Source organism: Pseudomonas sp. GOM7 (assembly GCF_026723825.1).
GTDB lineage: Bacteria > Pseudomonadota > Gammaproteobacteria > Pseudomonadales > Pseudomonadaceae > Aquipseudomonas.
Genome location: NZ_CP113519.1, coordinates 2,309,731 through 2,326,415, shown reverse-complemented (window position 1 = coordinate 2,326,415; position 16,685 = coordinate 2,309,731). Strand labels below are relative to the sequence as shown.

10 protein-coding genes are annotated in these 16,685 nt (G+C 63.7%); 6 read left to right on the top strand and 4 right to left on the bottom strand.

Translation table 11 applies throughout. The annotated features are described in order from the left end of the window. Window positions 1-144: 144 nt before the first annotated feature. Both OU800_RS10615 and OU800_RS10610 read left to right on the top strand, forming a co-directional pair. Entirely contained in the window at window positions 145-729 is a 585-nt protein-coding gene (locus tag OU800_RS10615) for a YecA family protein (protein ID WP_268183607.1), read from the top strand. A gap of 16 nt (window positions 730-745) precedes the next feature. After that, window positions 746-1,156 (top strand): YbaN family protein, encoded by a 411-nt coding sequence (locus OU800_RS10610; RefSeq protein ID WP_268183605.1) that lies wholly within the window; start codon window positions 746-748, stop codon window positions 1,154-1,156. 221 nt (window positions 1,157-1,377) lie between these two features. Here the strand turns inward: OU800_RS10610 and ligA are convergent, their stop codons facing one another. The 4 genes from ligA to OU800_RS10590 all read right to left on the bottom strand — a co-directional run bounded on the left by ligA (window position 1,378) and on the right by OU800_RS10590 (window position 8,985). Next, entirely contained in the window at window positions 1,378-3,738 is a 2,361-nt protein-coding gene (gene ligA, locus OU800_RS10605; RefSeq protein WP_268183603.1) for an NAD-dependent DNA ligase LigA, read from the bottom strand. A 100-nt stretch (window positions 3,739-3,838) separates the two neighbouring features. Then, a complete protein-coding gene (gene zipA / locus OU800_RS10600; RefSeq protein WP_268183601.1) occupies window positions 3,839-4,660 on the bottom strand; it encodes a cell division protein ZipA in 822 nt (273 codons plus the stop codon). Between the two features lie 170 nt (window positions 4,661-4,830). After that, window positions 4,831-8,319, bottom strand: coding sequence for a chromosome segregation protein SMC (gene smc, locus OU800_RS10595; protein ID WP_268183599.1), 3,489 nt, complete (start codon window positions 8,317-8,319; stop codon window positions 4,831-4,833). Window positions 8,320-8,325: 6 nt separating this feature from the next. Continuing rightward, a complete protein-coding gene (locus OU800_RS10590; RefSeq protein WP_268183597.1) occupies window positions 8,326-8,985 on the bottom strand; it encodes a GntR family transcriptional regulator in 660 nt (219 codons plus the stop codon). 306 nt (window positions 8,986-9,291) lie between these two features. Here OU800_RS10590 and OU800_RS10585 point away from each other — a divergent pair, with 306 nt between their 5' ends. The 4 genes from OU800_RS10585 (at window position 9,292) to xdhB (ending at window position 16,664) form a co-directional block, all read left to right on the top strand. Then, window positions 9,292-10,431, top strand: coding sequence for an alkane 1-monooxygenase (locus tag OU800_RS10585; protein WP_268183595.1), 1,140 nt, complete (start codon window positions 9,292-9,294; stop codon window positions 10,429-10,431). Window positions 10,432-11,195: 764 nt separating this feature from the next. Then, on the top strand, window positions 11,196-12,170 hold the full coding sequence (locus OU800_RS10580) for an IS110 family transposase (protein ID WP_268179870.1): 975 nt from the start codon (window positions 11,196-11,198) through the stop codon (window positions 12,168-12,170). A 668-nt stretch (window positions 12,171-12,838) separates the two neighbouring features. After that, window positions 12,839-14,278, top strand: coding sequence for a xanthine dehydrogenase small subunit (gene xdhA / locus OU800_RS10575; protein ID WP_268183592.1), 1,440 nt, complete (start codon window positions 12,839-12,841; stop codon window positions 14,276-14,278). Further along, a complete protein-coding gene (gene xdhB, locus OU800_RS10570) occupies window positions 14,271-16,664 on the top strand; it encodes a xanthine dehydrogenase molybdopterin binding subunit (protein ID WP_268183590.1) in 2,394 nt (797 codons plus the stop codon). Before xdhA ends, xdhB begins: the two co-directional genes overlap by 8 nt. Window positions 16,665-16,685: the final 21 nt, after the last annotated feature.

The following is a 16,685-nucleotide window of genomic DNA, read 5'->3' as shown; positions in this document are numbered from 1 at the left end:
TCCGAAATCCAGCCGCGCATTATGCCGTACTCTGGCCCCGTGCAGGGCAACGCCCTGCCCGATGGCCTCGACATCGCGGCGTAGGTAGTTTTCCTTCAGCCTGATAGAATCCAGCCTCGCATTCAGCCTCAAGGTAACGCCACGATGTCCTTCGCCGAGCAACTGTCCCGCCTGCAAGCCTTCCTCGATGCCGACGAACTGCATGAAGAAGCGCTGGACTACGTGGCCGCCCATGGCTATCTGACGGCCCTGGCCATCTGCCCCGAGCAGGTGCCCGAGCGCGAGTGGATCGATGCGCTGTTCGCCGAACCGCCGCACTATCGCAGCGATGTCGAGCGTGAAGAGATCGAAAACACGCTGGTGCACCTCAAGGCCCATATCGCCCGCCAACTGGCCGGCGAAGAGGAGCCGGAGCTGCCTTGCGACCTCGACCTCGGCGACGAGCCGGACGACTCCGACCTGCGTGGCTGGTGCATCGGCTTCATGGAAGGGGTGTTCCTGCGTGAAGCGGTTTGGTTCGAGGATGCCGAAGACGAGGTCAGCGAGCTGCTGCTGCCGATCATGGTCGGCTCCGGCCTGTTCGACGAGCAGCAGGAATTCGCCGAAATCGCCCGTGACCACGATCTGGTGGACAGCATGGTCGAGCAGATTCCCGAACTGCTCACCGCCCTCTTCCTGCTGTGCCAGGCCCCGGAAGAAAAACCCGCCCTGCTCAAGCCGCGCCACTGATCCCTCCCGCTCGGCCATGCCTCGCGAAGTGCGCGAAAGCCGTCACCGCAGCGTGCGTTACGCGCTGCTGGCGGTCGGCTGGCTGAGTGTCGCCCTGGGGGTCATCGGCATCTTCCTGCCGGTGATGCCGACCACCCCCTTCCTGCTGCTGGCCGCTGCCTGCTTCATGCGCAGCTCACGGCGCTTCTACCTGTGGCTGGTGCTACACCCGAAGCTTGGCCCGTGGATCCGCGACTACCTCGCTGGCGAGGGCATTCCACTCAAGGCCAAGGTCTACAGCCTGGTGCTGATGTGGTCGAGCATCGCCCTGTCCAGCTATCTGGTGCCGCACTTCTGGGCCCGTACCTTCATGCTCACCAGCGCTATCTGTGTGAGCATCTACATCTTGCGCCAGAAGACCCTGACCAGCCCGCGCGGCGAGCGCTAAGCCGCTTGGCCATGGGTTTGCCTCAATCTTCGCGGCAGCGGTGAAGCCCTTATCTGGCAGGCATCGGGGCCCGGCCTATTTTCCTGGATTGCATCCAGGCTACGGTTCTGCTTGAACAAACTCCGTAGGAGCGAGCTCTGCTCGCGAACGCTTTTTCGCGAGCAGAACTCGCCCCTACAGGATTACCGGGGGCTCGCGCTCGGCCAAAGCCTTATCTGAGCCTATGGCTCGATGCCATAGGCCTTGAGCTGGTCGAGGAACTGCGCCTCGTCCAGCACCTTCACCCCCAGCTCGCTAGCCTTGGCCAGCTTCGAGCCGGCGCCAGGGCCTGCCACCACACAGTGGGTCTTGGCCGATACCGAACCGGCCACCTTGGCCCCCAGGCTTTCCAGCTTACCCTTGGCCACGTCGCGGCTCATGACCTCCAGGGTGCCGGTCAACACCCAGGTCTGACCGGCCAGGGGCAGGCCTTCGGCGACCTTCTTCTCGCTTTGCCAGTGCATGCCGAAGTCGCGCAACTGCTGCTCGATGGCGCGGGCACGCTGAGCGTTCTCGACGTTGTCGAAGAATTCCCGCACGGCCTTGGCCTGCCGCTCCGGCAGAGCCTGGCGCATGTCCAGCCAGTCGCCCTCGAGCACACCTTCCAGGCTACCGAAACGCTCGGCCAGCTTTTGCGCCGCACCCGGGCCAACGGTGGGAATGTTCAGCTTGTCGAGCAGGCCGCCCAGGGTGGCGACGGCGCTGAATTCGGCACCCAGCTCGCCCTCTTCCTGCAGTTGCAGGCCACACTCGCCCAGCAACGCCTCGATCACCTGCCGGTTGTGCCCATCCTCGAAGAAGCTGTGAATCTCGTGCGCCACCTCCAGGCCGATATCCGGCAGGTAGGTGAGCACTTCGGGCAGAGCCTGCTGGATACGCGCCAGCGAACCCAGGGAACGAGCCAGCACCTTGGCGGTTTCCTCACCGACATCGGGAATGCCGAGGGCGTAGATGAAACGCGCCAGGGTCGGCCGCTTGCTGTCCGCGATGGCCGCCAGCAGTTTGTTGCTGGACACCTCGGCGAAGCCTTCCAGACCGATGATCTGCTCGAAGCTCAGCTTGAACAGGTCGGCTGGCGAGGCGATCAGCTTCTCGTCCACCAGTTGCTCGATGGTCTTGTCGCCAAGGCCTTCGATATCCATGGCGCGGCGCGAAACGAAGTGGATGATGGCCTGCTTGAGCTGCGCCTGGCAGCTCAGACGGCCGACGCAGCGATACACCGAACCCTCGCTGACCGACTCCTTGCCCTTGCTGCGCTTGATCAGTTGCGTGCGTTCCACCGCCGAGCCGCACACCGGGCACTGCTCGGGGATATGCACGGGCCGCGCATCCTCCGGGCGGCGCTCGGGCACCACGGCCATCACCTGCGGGATCACGTCGCCGGCGCGGCGAATGATCACCGTGTCGCCGATCATCACCCCCAGGCGCGCCACCTCGTCCATGTTGTGCAGGGTGGCGTTGGCCACCATCACCCCGGCCACTTTGACCGGTTTGAGGCGCGCCACGGGGGTCACCGCGCCGGTGCGGCCGACCTGGAACTCCACGTCGAGCAGTTCGGTCAGTTCTTCCTGCGCCGGGAACTTGTGCGCGATGGCCCAATGCGGCGTGCGCGCACGGTAGCCCAGTTGCTGCTGGTCTTCGATGTTGTTGACCTTGAACACCACACCGTCGATGTCGTATTCCAGACTCATGCGCCTGTCGCCGATATCGCGGTAGTAGTCCAGGCAGGCTGCCACCCCCTTGGCCAACTTCAGCTCGCGGCTGATGGGAATGCCCCAGGCCCTGAGCTGTTGCAGCATGGCCACCTGGGTGCCGGGCAGTTCGCCGCTGACCTGGCCGACGCCATAGCAGCAGAACTCCAGCGGGCGGCTGGCGGTGATCTTCGGGTCGAGCTGGCGCAGGCTGCCGGCGGCGGCGTTGCGCGGGTTGGCGAAGGTCTTGCCGCCGCTTTCGGCCTGGCGTGCGTTGAGCGCCTCGAAACCACTCTTGGGCATGAACACCTCGCCGCGCACCTCCAGCACCTGCGGCCAGCCCTCGCCCTGCAGCTTGAGCGGCACATTGCGAATGGTGCGCACGTTGGCACTGATGTCCTCGCCCGTGGTGCCATCGCCACGGGTGGCGCCCCGCACCAGTTGGCCGTTCTCGTACAGCAGGCTCACCGCCAAGCCATCGAGCTTGGGCTCGCAGGTGTACTCCACCTCGGCACCACCACTGAACAGGTCAGCGCCGGAGAGGCCAAGGCCGCTCTGCACGCTGCGATCGAAGGCGAGCAGGTCATTCTCCTCGAAGGCGTTGCCCAGGCTGAGCATGGGCACCTCATGGCGCACCTCGCCGAAGGCGCTGATGGCCTCGCCACCGACGCGCTGAGTCGGCGAGTCCGGTGTCACCAGCTCCGGGTGCTCGGCCTCCAGGGCCTGCAACTCACGGAACAGACGGTCGTACTCGGCATCGGGAATGCTCGGTTCGTCCAGCACGTAATAGCGGTAGTTGTGCGTGTCCAGCTCCTGGCGCAGGGCGGAAATACGTTGGGCGGCGTCGGTCATCACATAAGCCTCAAGCGACAAGCTTCCAGCGGCAAGAACGAAAAAGCCCCAAGCCAAGCGCTCGGCTTGCAACTTGGGGCTTGCAGCTTGCCGCTGCTCTTCAGCGTTTCTGGGTCAACTGCCGACGCTCGAATTCGACGATGCGCTGGCGGTAATGTTCGATGGTCTGCGCGGTCATCACGCTGCGTTGGTCGTCCTTCAGCTCGCCGCCCAGTTCGTGGGCCAGCTTGCGTGCGGCGGCGACCATCACGTCGAAGGCCTGCTTGGGATGACGCGGGCCGGGCAGGCTGAGGAAGAAGCTCACCGCACGGGTGCTGAAACCTTCGATGTCGTCCAGGTCGAAGGTGCCGGGTTTGAGGGCATTGGCCATGGAAAACAGCACTTCGCCATTACCGGCCATGCTCTCGTGGCGATGGAAGATGTCCATTTCGCCGAAACGCAGGCCGCTTTCCAGAATATTCTGCAGCAGTGCCGGGCCCTTGAAGCCGAAGTCGTCGCGGGCCACCACGTTGATCACCAGCACCTCTTCCACCGGTGCAGCCTCGGCAGCCGGCTTGGCGGCTTTCTTCGGTTCCTTGGGTTCGTCGTCGACCGGGTTGAGCAGGGTTGGCACCGGCTCGTCGACGGCCAGATTGAGGTCGCCCTGCTGCGGCTCGTTGCGCGGGCGGCGCGGCAAGTCCCTGGCGCTCATCGACGGCAGGTCGTCTTCGTCCAGTTGCGGCTCGTGATCGCGCTGCACCACACGCGGCGGACTGAGCAGATCCGGGTCGCTGTCGTCATCGGGCATATTGGCGAAGCTGCGATCGAGTTTGAACTTGAGCTTGCCCTTGCCACCGCGCATGCGGCGCCAGCCGTCGAAGAGAATGCCAGCGATGACGATGATGCCAATAACGATCAGCCACTCGCGCAGACCGAATTCCATGTAATACCTGACCCTTGATAATTCTGGTGAAAAAAAGATCCCGACAATCGGATCACAACTCGACTATAAAACGCGGTGCCAACTCCATGTTCTGCCTGACGTTTTCCGCGTGTAACAAAAGTGGGCAATAAACTAGCACGACGAACGGCAACTTTACACAGGCAGACGCATCAACTCTCCACCATGGCCAAGGCCTCTTCGACATCCACTGCCACCAGACGCGAGCAGCCCGGCTCGTGCATGGTGACCCCCATCAGTTGATCGGCCATTTCCATGGCGATCTTGTTGTGAGTGATGTAGATGAACTGCACCGTTGCCGACATTTCCTTGACCAGCCGCGCATAGCGACCGACGTTGGCGTCATCCAGCGGCGCATCCACTTCGTCCAGCATGCAGAACGGCGCCGGATTGAGCTGGAAGATGGAAAACACCAGAGCCAACGCAGTCAGCGCTTTCTCTCCACCGGAGAGCAAATGGATGGTGCTGTTCTTCTTGCCCGGGGGCCGCGCCATGATGGTCACCCCCGTATCGAGTAAATCTTCGCCGGTGAGTTCCAAATAAGCGTTGCCGCCACCGAAAACTTTTGGAAAGAGTGCCTGCAAACCGCCATTGATCTGATCGAAGGTGTCCTTGAAACGGTTGCGCGTTTCCTTGTCGATCTTGCGGATGACGTTTTCCAGGGTTTCCAGCGCTTCCACCAGATCGGCGTCCTGCGCGTCCAGATAACGCTTGCGTTCGGATTGCTGCTGATATTCGTCGATGGCCGCCAGGTTGATCGGCCCGAGCCGAGCGATGCGCGCGGCCATGCGCTCCAGTTCTTCTTCCCAGGCGCTCTCCGTGGCCTCGGCCGGCAACATGGCGATCACCCCGTGCAGGTCGTAGTTGTCCTCGGCGAGCTGATCGGCCAGGGCCTTGCGCCGTACGTTGAGCGACTGCCAATCCATGCGCTGCTGTTCCAGTTGGCTGCGCAGCAGTTGCGCCTGCTGCTCGGCCTGGGTGCGGCGCTTCTCGGCGTCGCGCAGTTCACGGTCGGCGTCTTCCAGGGCCAGGCGCGCCTGGCGCAGCTCCTCGTCCACCGCCATACGCCGTTCGAGCAGCTCTTCGAGCTTGATGCGCAGCTCTTCCAGTGGCGCCTCGCCCTCTTCCAGGTTCAGCGACAGTTGCTCGCGCCGCTCGTGCAGGCGCTCGGCCTGCAGTTGCAGGCGTTCCAGAGCCTGGCGGGTGGAGTCGTGCTGGGCCTTGAGCGAACCGACGCGCACCGCCAGTTGATGGGCGTGATCCTTGTGCTGACGGGCTTCCTGGCGCACGCGGTCGAGGCGCTCGCGCAGGCTGTCGCGGCTGGCCAGCAGGCTTTCGCGCTGCTCGTTATCCAGAGCCATGGCGTCCAGCGCGTCCTGCAGTTGCAGGCGCGCCTCGCCCAGTTGTTCCTGTTCGATCTCGCGCTGCTCGGCCGCTTCCTGCAACTCGTCCTGCAGCCGGCGGCGGCGCAGGCCCAGTTGCTCGGCCTTGGCCTGGCTGGCGGAGAGTTTTGCCTTCAACTCACTCAGTTGCCGCGCCAACTCCTGGCCTTGGCGACGCTGCTGCTCACGCTGTTCTTCCTGGAGACGTTGTTCGTCACGCAGCCCCAGCAGACGCTCATCCAGTTGCGCCAACGCGGCTTCGCGTTCCTCGCGCTCAAGCTGCAGACGCTCCAGCTCCTGACCACGGGCCAGCACGCCACTGTCCGCCTCGGCGGCGCGGCGCACCCGCAGGAAATGCCGGCCGACCCAGTAACCGTCACGGCTGATCAGGCTTTCGCCCTCGGCCAGTTGGGCACGGGCGGCCAGGGCCTGCTCCAGCGACTCCACCGGGCGCACGCTGGCCAACCAAGGCGCCAGGTCGTGATTCGATTCCACCTTGTCCAGCAGGCTGCCGGCACGGCGCGTACCGCCCGTGGCAGGGCTGGCCAGGCGCAGTTCGCCCTGCTCCAACGTGGAGAACTCCAGGCCGGCGAAATCATCCAGCAGCACGGCCTGCAGGTCGGCGCCCAGCACGGTTTCCACCGCCAGCTCCCAGCCGGACTCGACGCGCAGCCCTTCGGCCAGGCGCGGGCGCTGTTGCAGGCCCTGCTCGCGCAACCACTCGCCGGCACCCTGCCCCGGATCGAGCGCCGCCTGTTGCAGCGCTTCCAACGAAGCCAGGCGGCCGTTCAGCCGTTGCAGTTCGCCTTGCGCCTGTTGCTGGGCCTGACCGGCCTGCTGCAGTTCCTCGCGCAATTGCTGCAAGCGCTCGGCCTGCTGCTCTTCGGCCAGTTGCAGGGCTTCCTGCTCCAGCTCGCCAGCGGCAAGCTGCTCGTTCAGTTCGAGAATGGCAGCGTCTTCCGGGTCGGCCGCCAGTTGCTGCAGCTCTTCGTTCAGCCGGCGCTGGCGCTCACTCAGACGCTCCAGGCTCTGTTCCAACTGGGCGATGCGCGACTGCTGCACCTCGGCCTGGCGGCGTGGCTCGGCGCTGCGCTGGTTGAAGCCGTCCCACTGCTCCTGCCAGCCATGCATGGCGGCCTCGGCCTCTTCCAGGCTGGCGGCGGATTCCTCGGCGGCGGCGGCGGTCATCTCCTGCTCGGGCAGGAGCATTTCCAGCTCTTCGCCCAGGGTGGCCAGCAGGGTGCGGTCGTGGCCCAGGTGCGATTCGGTTTCCAGGCGCGCCTTTTCCGCCTCGCGCAGATCGTCCTGCAACTGACGCAGGCGCTGCTGGCCGTGCTGGATGCTCTGCTCGACGCGGGCGATATCGCCCCCCACCGAATAGAAGCGACCCTGCACCAGGTTGAAACGCTCGGAGAGTTCGTGATGGCCGTCGCGCAGGCGCTCGATGCTGGCATCGGCGCTGCGCTGCTCGGCCACCAGGGCCTCGAAGGCCACCTCCTGGTCGCCGATCACCTGCTCGCGGCTGCCCACCTGCTGGTTCAGGCCCTGCCAGCGCAGGGCCAGCAGTTGCGCCTTGAGCTGACGCTCCTCGGCCTTGTATTCCTGATATTTCTCCGCTGCCTGGGCCTGACGGTGCAGGCGTTCGAGCTGGCGTTCCAGCTCCTCGCGCAGGTCGGTCAGGCGCGCCAGGTTCTCCTGGGTGCGGCGGATGCGATTCTCGGTTTCGCGGCGGCGTTCCTTGTACTTGGAGATGCCGGCGGCTTCCTCGATGAAGTTGCGCAGCTCCTCGGGCTTGGCCTCGATCAGCTTGCTGATCATGCCCTGCTCGATGATCGAATAGCTGCGCGGCCCCAGGCCGGTGCCGAGGAAGATGTCGGTGATGTCGCGGCGGCGGCACTTGGTGCCATTGAGGAAATAGGTGTTCTGCCCGTCGCGGGTGACCCGACGGCGGATGGAGATTTCCGCGAAGGCAGCGTATTCGCCCACCAGCGAGTTGTCGCTGTTATCGAAGATCAGTTCGATGGAGGCCTGGGTCACCGGCTTACGCGTGTTGGAACCGTTGAAGATGACGTCGGTCATCGACTCGCCGCGCAGGTTCTTCGCCGAGCTTTCGCCCATCACCCAGCGCACGGCATCGATGATGTTGGACTTGCCGCAGCCGTTGGGCCCGACTACCGCCGCCATGTTGCTGGGAAAGCTCACCGTCGTCGGGTCGACGAAGGACTTGAAGCCGGCCAGCTTGATGCTCTTGAGGCGCATCTGGGCTCAACGCTCGGCCAGGGCGGCCAGCACCAGCCGGCAATTATGCTCGCCATAGGCGCGCAGCACCTGGCAGGCGCGCACCTCGTCACGAGCGATGATCGCTTGCAGCAGGCTGGCGAAGGTACCCATGAACTGGCCCATTTCGCCTTTGCGCCGCTCCAGCGCCAGGTGGTAGGTGCGGCTGATGGCCGGCAACAGGTTTTCCAGAATCTCCTGCAGGTAAGGGTTGTCGGCGAAGGGGAACGCCGCACGCATGACGTCGAAGCTGCCCGCGACGAAGGCGTCGATATCGCCGCCCTGCAGGCTTTCCAGCAAACGCTGCTGGATCTGCAGGAAGGGCGCCAGGTCGCTGTCCGTCTGCCAGCGCTCGATCACCGCGCGGGCCAGCAGGATGTACAGCTCGATCATCAGCGCGTAGAGGCTCTGCACCTTGTGCGGGGTAAGTTCGGTCACCTGGGCGCCACGGCGCGGCAGGATCACGATCAGATGGCGACGCTCGAGGATCAGCAGCGCTTCACGCACCGACCCCCGGCTGACGTTCAACGCCTGGGTGACCTTCTGCTCCTGGATGCGCTCACGCTCCTTGAGTTCACCGCGAATGATGCGTTCGGCCAGGTGATGGGCAATTTGCTCGGCGAGGCTGTCCGGGGCCTTGAACGTCATGACATTCCTTATTTACGTCGATTCAGGGGGCAGTCGTTCGAGTCTGGGAGCGCTGTCACGGCTGGGCGAACGCGCACAACGCCGGGTACGTTGCTTGGCGCTGCCTGCGGCGGCCCACAGGTTGGCCGCCAGGGTTGGCGGGCCAGAAAAAGCTGGCGGCGAGTGTAGCACAGGGCGGTAACGGGCCAAGCCTCGCGACACCGCTATCACCCTCCTAAAGGTCGGGCCTGCAGAGGTAGTCACGGAAAATCGTTGTCCTACAATCCTACAAAGCCACAACAAAAACCTGACAGCAAGGAAACGACCATGTTCGAGCGCCTGCCCTCGCATTGGATGATCACTCTGAAGAAGATCGGCTACTGGTTCTGGCTGATCCCGGTTCTGGGCATCCCCTTCAGCTACTACTGTTCGCTCGGCAGCGCGCATGCCGATGCCTGGGCCTGGATGGTGATCAGCCTGGTGTTCGGCGTGATTCCGCTGCTGGACTTCATCGTCGGCCGCGACCCGGCGAACCCCGAAGAAGGTAGCGAAGTGCCCGCCCTGGAGGCGCAACGCTACTACCGTCTACTGACTCTGGCTTGCGTCCCTCTGTTACTGGGCATGCTGGCCTGGAGTGCCTGGGTGTTCGTCAACTATGAGGCCTGGAGCTGGGTCGGCCGGCTTGGCTGGATCATGTCGGTGGGCACGGTAATGGGTGCCATCGGTATCACCGTATCGCACGAGCTGATCCACAAGGATCCGGCGCTGGAACAAAACGCCGGCGGCCTGTTGCTGGCCGCGGTGTGCTACGCCGGCTTCAAGGTCGAGCACGTGCGCGGGCACCACGTACACGTCTCGACACCGGAAGACGCCTCGTCATCGCGTTACGACCAGAGCCTGTACGCCTTCCTGCCACACGCCTACAAGCACAACTTCCTCAACGCCTGGAAGCTGGAGGCCGAGCGCCTGCGCCGGCGCGGCTTGCCTGCCCTGCACTGGCGCAACGAGCTGATCTGGTGGTACGCGCTCAGTGCGCTGATGCTGCTCGGCTTCACCCTGGCCCTGGGCTGGCTGGGCGCGCTGTTCTTCCTCGGCCAGGCGGCGATGGCCTTCACCCTGCTGGAGATCGTCAACTACGTCGAACATTACGGCCTGCACCGGCGCAAACTGGACAACGGTCGCTACGAGCGCACCAATGTGCGTCACTCGTGGAACAGCAACTTCCTGCTGACCAATCTGTTTCTCTTTCACCTGCAGCGTCACTCCGACCACCATGCCTACGCCAAGCGTCGCTATCAGGTGCTGCGCCATTTCGACGACAGCCCGCAGTTGCCCAACGGCTATGCCGGGATGGTGGTACTGGCGGTGATCCCACCGCTCTGGCGCGCGGTGATGAACCCACGGGTGCGGGCTTACTATGCGGGGGAAGAGCATCAGTTGAGCGAGTCGCAACTGAGCCATTCCTGAAACATTCTCCTCCTTCAGAAACTCCGACCGCGTTTGCGGTCGGGGTTTTCACGGGGGCTTGTTGATAGCGGACTGACAAGTTTTTGTGTTGGTTGCTCGGGTGTTTGTTCCGAATTGCCGCGTTTTTGTTGAGGTTTTTTGTTTCGCCCTCCCGGGCGAGTCACTTTTGTAGGGCAAAAGTAACCAAAACCCTCCGCCCGATCATCCGGCCCTCGCTGCGCGAGGGTTCGCTCACTCCATCGCCGCTCCAGAGGCCCGACCGGATGCGGCCCACCGACGGTGGGCCATCCCTGGCCCATCGCGGCTCTCGCGACATCCATGTCGCTCGACCTCTTCCACGACGATTCCGCTCGCCCTCCTGGGCGGGCTCTGCACGCGCCTGAACCTGCGGTTACTCCATGGGACTCTTACGCGCTTTATGGGAGCAGCCGTAGGGCGGACTCAGGAGCGCCAGCGAACAGTCCGCCGGGCCATGCCCAGTTCGGCGCCACGGCTCACGTCCAATACTCCCACAAACGGCGTACTGCTCCGCGAGTACGCCCTTGTATCTCGACCAAAGCCTTTCAGTGAGGCTATGGTTCCCGACTGATCATCGGGGGAGGAGTTGCAAGCCGAGTACGCCCTGAAGCCTTGAGCCTGTAACGTAGATTGCGCTGCGCTCCTCCGCACTCATCCAGTAAGTCCGAACGGTATCCAGAGCCTCGAGCTCGCATAAACAAGGTTGGACGGATGCAGTGACGATCAGCTACCCAAAGGAGGAGGAGATGAGCACAGTTGTGGGTATCGACATCGCCAAGCACACCTTCGACATCGCGACCCTTCAGGCCAATGGCAAGCATCGCACCAAGGCCAAGCTGAGCAACGACCCGAAGGGCTTTAAAGTTCTGCTGCAATGGTTGGGCAAGCATGCTGAACCGCAGGCTTGGATCGTGATGGAGGCGACCGGCATCTATCACGAAGCGCTGGCTGAATGGTTGTACGAGCATGACTATAAGATCTGCGTATTGAATCCGACGCAGATTGCGCTTTATGCCCGCAGCCAGTTGCAGCGCGTGAAGACCGACAAGGTGGACGCCAAGCTGATTGCCGATTATGGCCATCTGCATCAGCATAAGTTGCGTGCCTGGAAGCCCGAGCAACCGGAGATCAAGCGCCTCAAAGCCCTGAATCATCGTCTGAAGGATCTTCAGGAGTTGGAGCGCATGGAACAGAACCGTCTGGACGTGACCAGCGATGTCAAAGTCGCTGCGTCGATTCGGTCGGTACTTGAGCATATTCGCCAGCAGATCGCTGAGACGCTGAAAGCGATCAAGCAGCACTTCGATGACAACGATGACCTACGAGGCCAGCGCGACTTGCTTAAAAGCATCGATGGCATTGCCGACAGAACCGCTACGTTGCTGCTGGCAGAGCTGGGCGACATGCAACGTTTCGGTGACAGTCGCGATGTTACGGCTTTTGCAGGTTTGAACCCTAAGCTGCAGGACTCGGGGAAGCACAAAGGGCATGTGCGCATATCGCGGATGGGCTCTTCAGTGTTACGTGCAGGGCTTTACCTGCCAGCAGTAGTCTCCCTGACCCACAACGCCGCGATCCGAGCGATGGCCAAGCGGCTAAAGGCACGAGGCAAGGCCGGCAAACAGATCGTCTGCGCGGCCATGCGCAAGCTGCTTTGCATCGCTTACGGCGTACTCAAATCCGGCAAACCCTTTGACCCGCAGCTAGCCATTGCGAGATGACGGGTAAGACGGTATCTACGCGAATGAAACTATTGGTTTAACTCGACGACCCAATCGCGATTTCATAACCACAAGAACACGCCGAGCAACCTATGGAGTGCCCGTTGTTCAGGCGCGCGAGTGGCCCCTTCAGGAGGGTGAGTGGAATCGTTGTGTAGAGGGTTGAGCGGCATGGATGCCGCGAGAGCCGCGATTGGCCAGGGATGGCCCTTCGCGGCGGGCCCTCGGAGCAGCGATGGAACGAACGAACCCCGGCGCAGCAGGGCGGGGGCGCCTAGCTCGGATGGCGGGGCCAAGCCTTTTTGCCTTCTTTTGTGGCGTTTGACAAAAGAAGGTCGCCGGGGGGGCGAAACGGGAGCCATCAGCAGAGCACGATAAGCAGCTTTACACCGAAAACAAAAGCATACTCACACAAACTTGCCAGTCCAGTCCCAAATACCCACCACGCCTGACCTTTCCATTTACATCCACACACCACCACCCCGGCACGAAAGCCGCTAGCATTCCTGCAATCGAATCGCCGCCGCAGAGCTGACCTGAAAGTCAAAAAATATTGACCAAAAAGTCAGAAAACCCTAGATTGCCGCAAGGTCAACCAGTCGGGCCTTGCCGCGTGCTCGCCATCTGCAAACCGATGACCGAGAAGAATAAAACGCCTGGAGGTCACCTTGATCCAGTTTCTACTGAACCGGGAGCTGCGCACCGAGCACGCTCTGGACCCCAACCTCACCGTGCTCGAGTACCTGCGCCAGCACCTGCGCAAGACCGGCACCAAGGAAGGCTGCGCCTCCGGTGACTGCGGCGCCTGCACCGTGGTGGTCGGCGAGGTGGTCGATGAGCGCCTGCGCTATCGCACCCTCAATTCCTGCCTCACCTTCGTCGCCAGCCTGCACGGCAAGCAATTGATCACCGTGGAAGACCTCAAGCACCAGGGCAAGCTGCACGACGTGCAGCAGGCGATGGTCGACTGCCATGGCTCGCAGTGCGGTTTCTGCACCCCCGGCTTCGTCATGTCGTTGTTCGCCCTGCAGAAGAACGGCAGCAGCTACGACAAGCACGCCACGCTGGAGGCACTGGCGGGCAACCTCTGCCGCTGCACCGGCTACCGGCCGATCATCGATGCCGCCGAGCAGGCCTGCAGCCAGCGCCGCCCGGACCAGTTCGATGCCAGCGAAGCCGACACCCTGGCCCGTCTCAAGGCCATCGCCCCACGAGAAACCACCGAACTGGCCAGCGCCGACAAGCGCTGCCTGCTGCCATTGACCGTGAGCGACCTGGCCGAACTCTACGCCGCCAATCCGCAGGCCCGTCTGCTGGCCGGCGGCACAGACCTGGCTCTGGAGGTCACCCAGCTCCACCGCCCGCTGCCGGTGATGATCCATGTCGGCCACATAGAAGAAATGAAGCGCATCGAGGTGAAGGACGACGCCATCGAGATCGGCGCCGCCGCCGCCCTCTCCGATTGCCATGGGGTATTGGCCGAGGAATACCCGGACTTCGGCGAGCTGCTGCAGCGTTTCGCTTCCCTGCAGATCCGCAACCAGGGCACCCTGGGCGGCAATATCGGCAACGCCTCGCCCATCGGCGACGCCCCGCCGCTGCTGATCGCCCTGGGGGCGCAGATCGTCCTCAACCGCAACGGCCAGCGGCGCACCCTGGAGCTGCAGGACTACTTCCTCGACTACAAGGTCACCGCGCGCCAGGAGGCCGAATTCATCGAGACGATCATCGTGCCGCGCGCACGGCCGAACCAGACCCTGCGCGCCTACAAGGTCTCCAAGCGCCTGGACGACGATATCTCCGCCGTCTGCGCCGCCTTCAACCTGACCCTCGAAGACGGCGTGGTGCGCCAGGCGCGCATCGCCTTCGGTGGCATGGCGGCCATTCCCAAACGCGCCAGCGCCTGCGAGGAAGCGTTGCAGGGCGCCCGCTTCGACCAGGCCCTGATCGAACGCGCCTGCGCCGCACTGGGGGAAGACTTCACCCCGCTCTCGGACTTTCGCGCCAGCCGCGAATACCGCCTGCTCACGGCGCAGAACCTGCTGCGCAAGTGCTTCCTCGAACTGAGCGCCCCCACCATTGCCACCCGAGTGACCGCCCATGTCTAAGCACGCCGCCGAAAAGCCCCAGGACGAACTGGCCGAGCTGTTCCGCGCCGGCATGACCAGCGGCGTGGGCCGCAGCGTCAAGCACGAGAGCGCGGACAAGCACGTCTGCGGCGAGGCGCTGTACGTCGACGACCGCCTGGAGTTCCCCAACCAGTTGCACGTCTATGCACGCCAGTCCGAACGCGCCCATGCACGCATCCAGCGCATCGACACCCGCCCCTGCTACGAGATTCCCGGCGTGGCCATCGCCATCACCAAGGATGACGTACCGGGGCAACTGGACATCGGCCCGGTGTTAGCCGGTGACCCGCTACTGGCCGACGGCAAGGTGGAGTACGTCGGCCAGGTGGTGCTGGCGGTGGCCGCCAATAGCCTGGAGGCGGCGCGTCAGGCAGCCATGGCTGCCATAGTCGAATACGAGGATCTGGAGCCGGTGCTCGACGTGGTCGAAGCCCTGCGCAAGCAGCACTTCGTGCTCGCCAGCCACACCCACCGCATCGGCGACTCGGCCCGCGAACTGGCCGGAGCAAAGCATCGCCTCAAGGGCAGCCTGCATATCGGCGGCCAGGAGCACTTCTACCTGGAAACCCAGGTGGCCTCGGTGATGCCCAGCGAAGACGGCGGCATGCTGGTGTACAGCTCGACGCAGAACCCCACCGAGGTGCAGAAACTGGTGGCCGAGGTGCTCGGCGTGCCGATGAACAAGGTGGTCATCGACATGCGCCGCATGGGTGGTGGCTTCGGCGGCAAAGAAACCCAGGCCGCCGGCCCGGCCTGCCTCTGTGCGGTGATCGCGCACCTCACCGGGCGGCCGACCAAGATGCGCCTGCCGCGCATGGAAGACATGAGCATGACCGGCAAGCGTCACCCCTTCTACGTCGAATACGACGTCGGCTTCGACGACGACGGCCTGCTACACGGCATCGAGATGGATCTGGCCGGCAACTGCGGCTATTCGCCGGATCTGTCCGGCGCCATCGTCGACCGCGCCATGTTCCATGCCGACAACGCCTACTTCCTCGGCAATGCCACCATCAATGGCCACCGCTGCAAGACCAACACCGCCTCCAACACCGCCTACCGCGGCTTCGGCGGCCCGCAGGGCATGCTCGCCATCGAGGAAGTGATGGATGCCGTGGCTCGCCACCTGGGCAAGGATCCGCTGGAGGTGCGCAAACTCAACTACTACGGCAAGACCGAGCGCAACCTCACCCACTACCACCAGACGGTCGAGCACAACGTCATCCACGAGATGACCGCCGAGCTGGAGCAGAGTTGTGACTACGCCGCGCGGCGCGAAGCCATCCGCGCCTTCAATGCCGCCAACCCGGTGCTGAAGAAGGGCCTGGCCCTGACCCCGGTGAAGTTCGGCATCAGCTTCACCTCCAGCTTTCTCAACCAGGCCGGCGCGCTGATCCACGTCTACACCGACGGTTCGATCCACCTCAACCACGGCGGCACCGAGATGGGCCAGGGGCTCAACACCAAGGTGGCGCAGATCGTCGCCGAGGTGTTCCAGGTGGACATCGCGCGCATCCAGATCACCGCCACCAACACCGACAAGGTGCCCAATACCTCGCCCACGGCTGCGTCCAGCGGCACCGACCTCAACGGCATGGCGGCGAAGAACGCCGCCGAGACCATCAAGCAGCGCCTGGTGGAGTTCCTCCAGCGCGAGTACCGGGTGTATGCCGAGGACGTGGAGTTCAAGGGTGGCCAGGTGCGCGTGCGCGACCGCTACCTGTCGTTCGAGCAGGTGATCCAGCAGGCCTATGTCGGCCAGGTGTCGCTGTCCTCCACCGGCTTCTACCGCACGCCGAAGATCTTCTACGACCGCGACAAGGCCGCCGGCCGCCCCTTCTACTACTACGCCTACGGCGTGGCCTGCGTGGAAGTGCTGATCGACACCCTGACCGGCGAATACCGCATGCTGCGCGCCGACATCCTGCACGACGTTGGCGACTCGCTGAACCCGGCCATCGACATCGGCCAGGTGGAAGGTGCCTTCGTCCAGGGCATGGGCTGGCTGACCACAGAAGAACTGGTGTGGAACGACAAGGGCAAGCTGCTGACCAATGGCCCGGCCAGCTACAAGATTCCGGCCATCGCCGACATGCCCCTCGACCTGCGGGTGAAGCTGGTGGAGAACCGCAAGAATCCCGAGGACACCGTGTTCCACTCCAAGGCCGTCGGCGAGCCGCCGTTCATGCTCGGCATCGCCGCCTGGTGCGCGATCAAGGATGCCGTGGCCAGCCTGGCCGATTACCGGGTGCAACCGCGGATCGACGCCCCGGCCACGCCTGAGCGTGTGCTATGGGGCGTGCAGCAGCTGCAAGCGGCAAGCCTCAAGCCGCAAGTTCAAGAAAGCAGCGAGGTGAGTGCATGAATCAAGTGTGCTTGCAACCTG

Bases quoted from the DNA above. Each gene is read 5' to 3' on its own strand.
- OU800_RS10615 (WP_268183607.1), top strand. From the start codon at position 145: ATGTCCTTCGCCGAGCAACTGTCCCGCCTGCAAGCCTTCCTCGATGCC.
- OU800_RS10610 (WP_268183605.1), top strand. From the start codon at position 746: ATGCCTCGCGAAGTGCGCGAAAGCCGTCACCGCAGCGTGCGTTACGCG.
- ligA (WP_268183603.1), bottom strand. From the start codon at position 3,738: ATGACCGACGCCGCCCAACGTATTTCCGCCCTGCGCCAGGAGCTGGAC.
- zipA (WP_268183601.1), bottom strand. From the start codon at position 4,660: ATGGAATTCGGTCTGCGCGAGTGGCTGATCGTTATTGGCATCATCGTC.
- smc (WP_268183599.1), bottom strand. From the start codon at position 8,319: ATGCGCCTCAAGAGCATCAAGCTGGCCGGCTTCAAGTCCTTCGTCGAC.
- OU800_RS10590 (WP_268183597.1), bottom strand. From the start codon at position 8,985: ATGACGTTCAAGGCCCCGGACAGCCTCGCCGAGCAAATTGCCCATCAC.
- OU800_RS10585 (WP_268183595.1), top strand. From the start codon at position 9,292: ATGTTCGAGCGCCTGCCCTCGCATTGGATGATCACTCTGAAGAAGATC.
- OU800_RS10580 (WP_268179870.1), top strand. From the start codon at position 11,196: ATGAGCACAGTTGTGGGTATCGACATCGCCAAGCACACCTTCGACATC.
- xdhB (WP_268183590.1), top strand. From the start codon at position 14,271: ATGTCTAAGCACGCCGCCGAAAAGCCCCAGGACGAACTGGCCGAGCTG.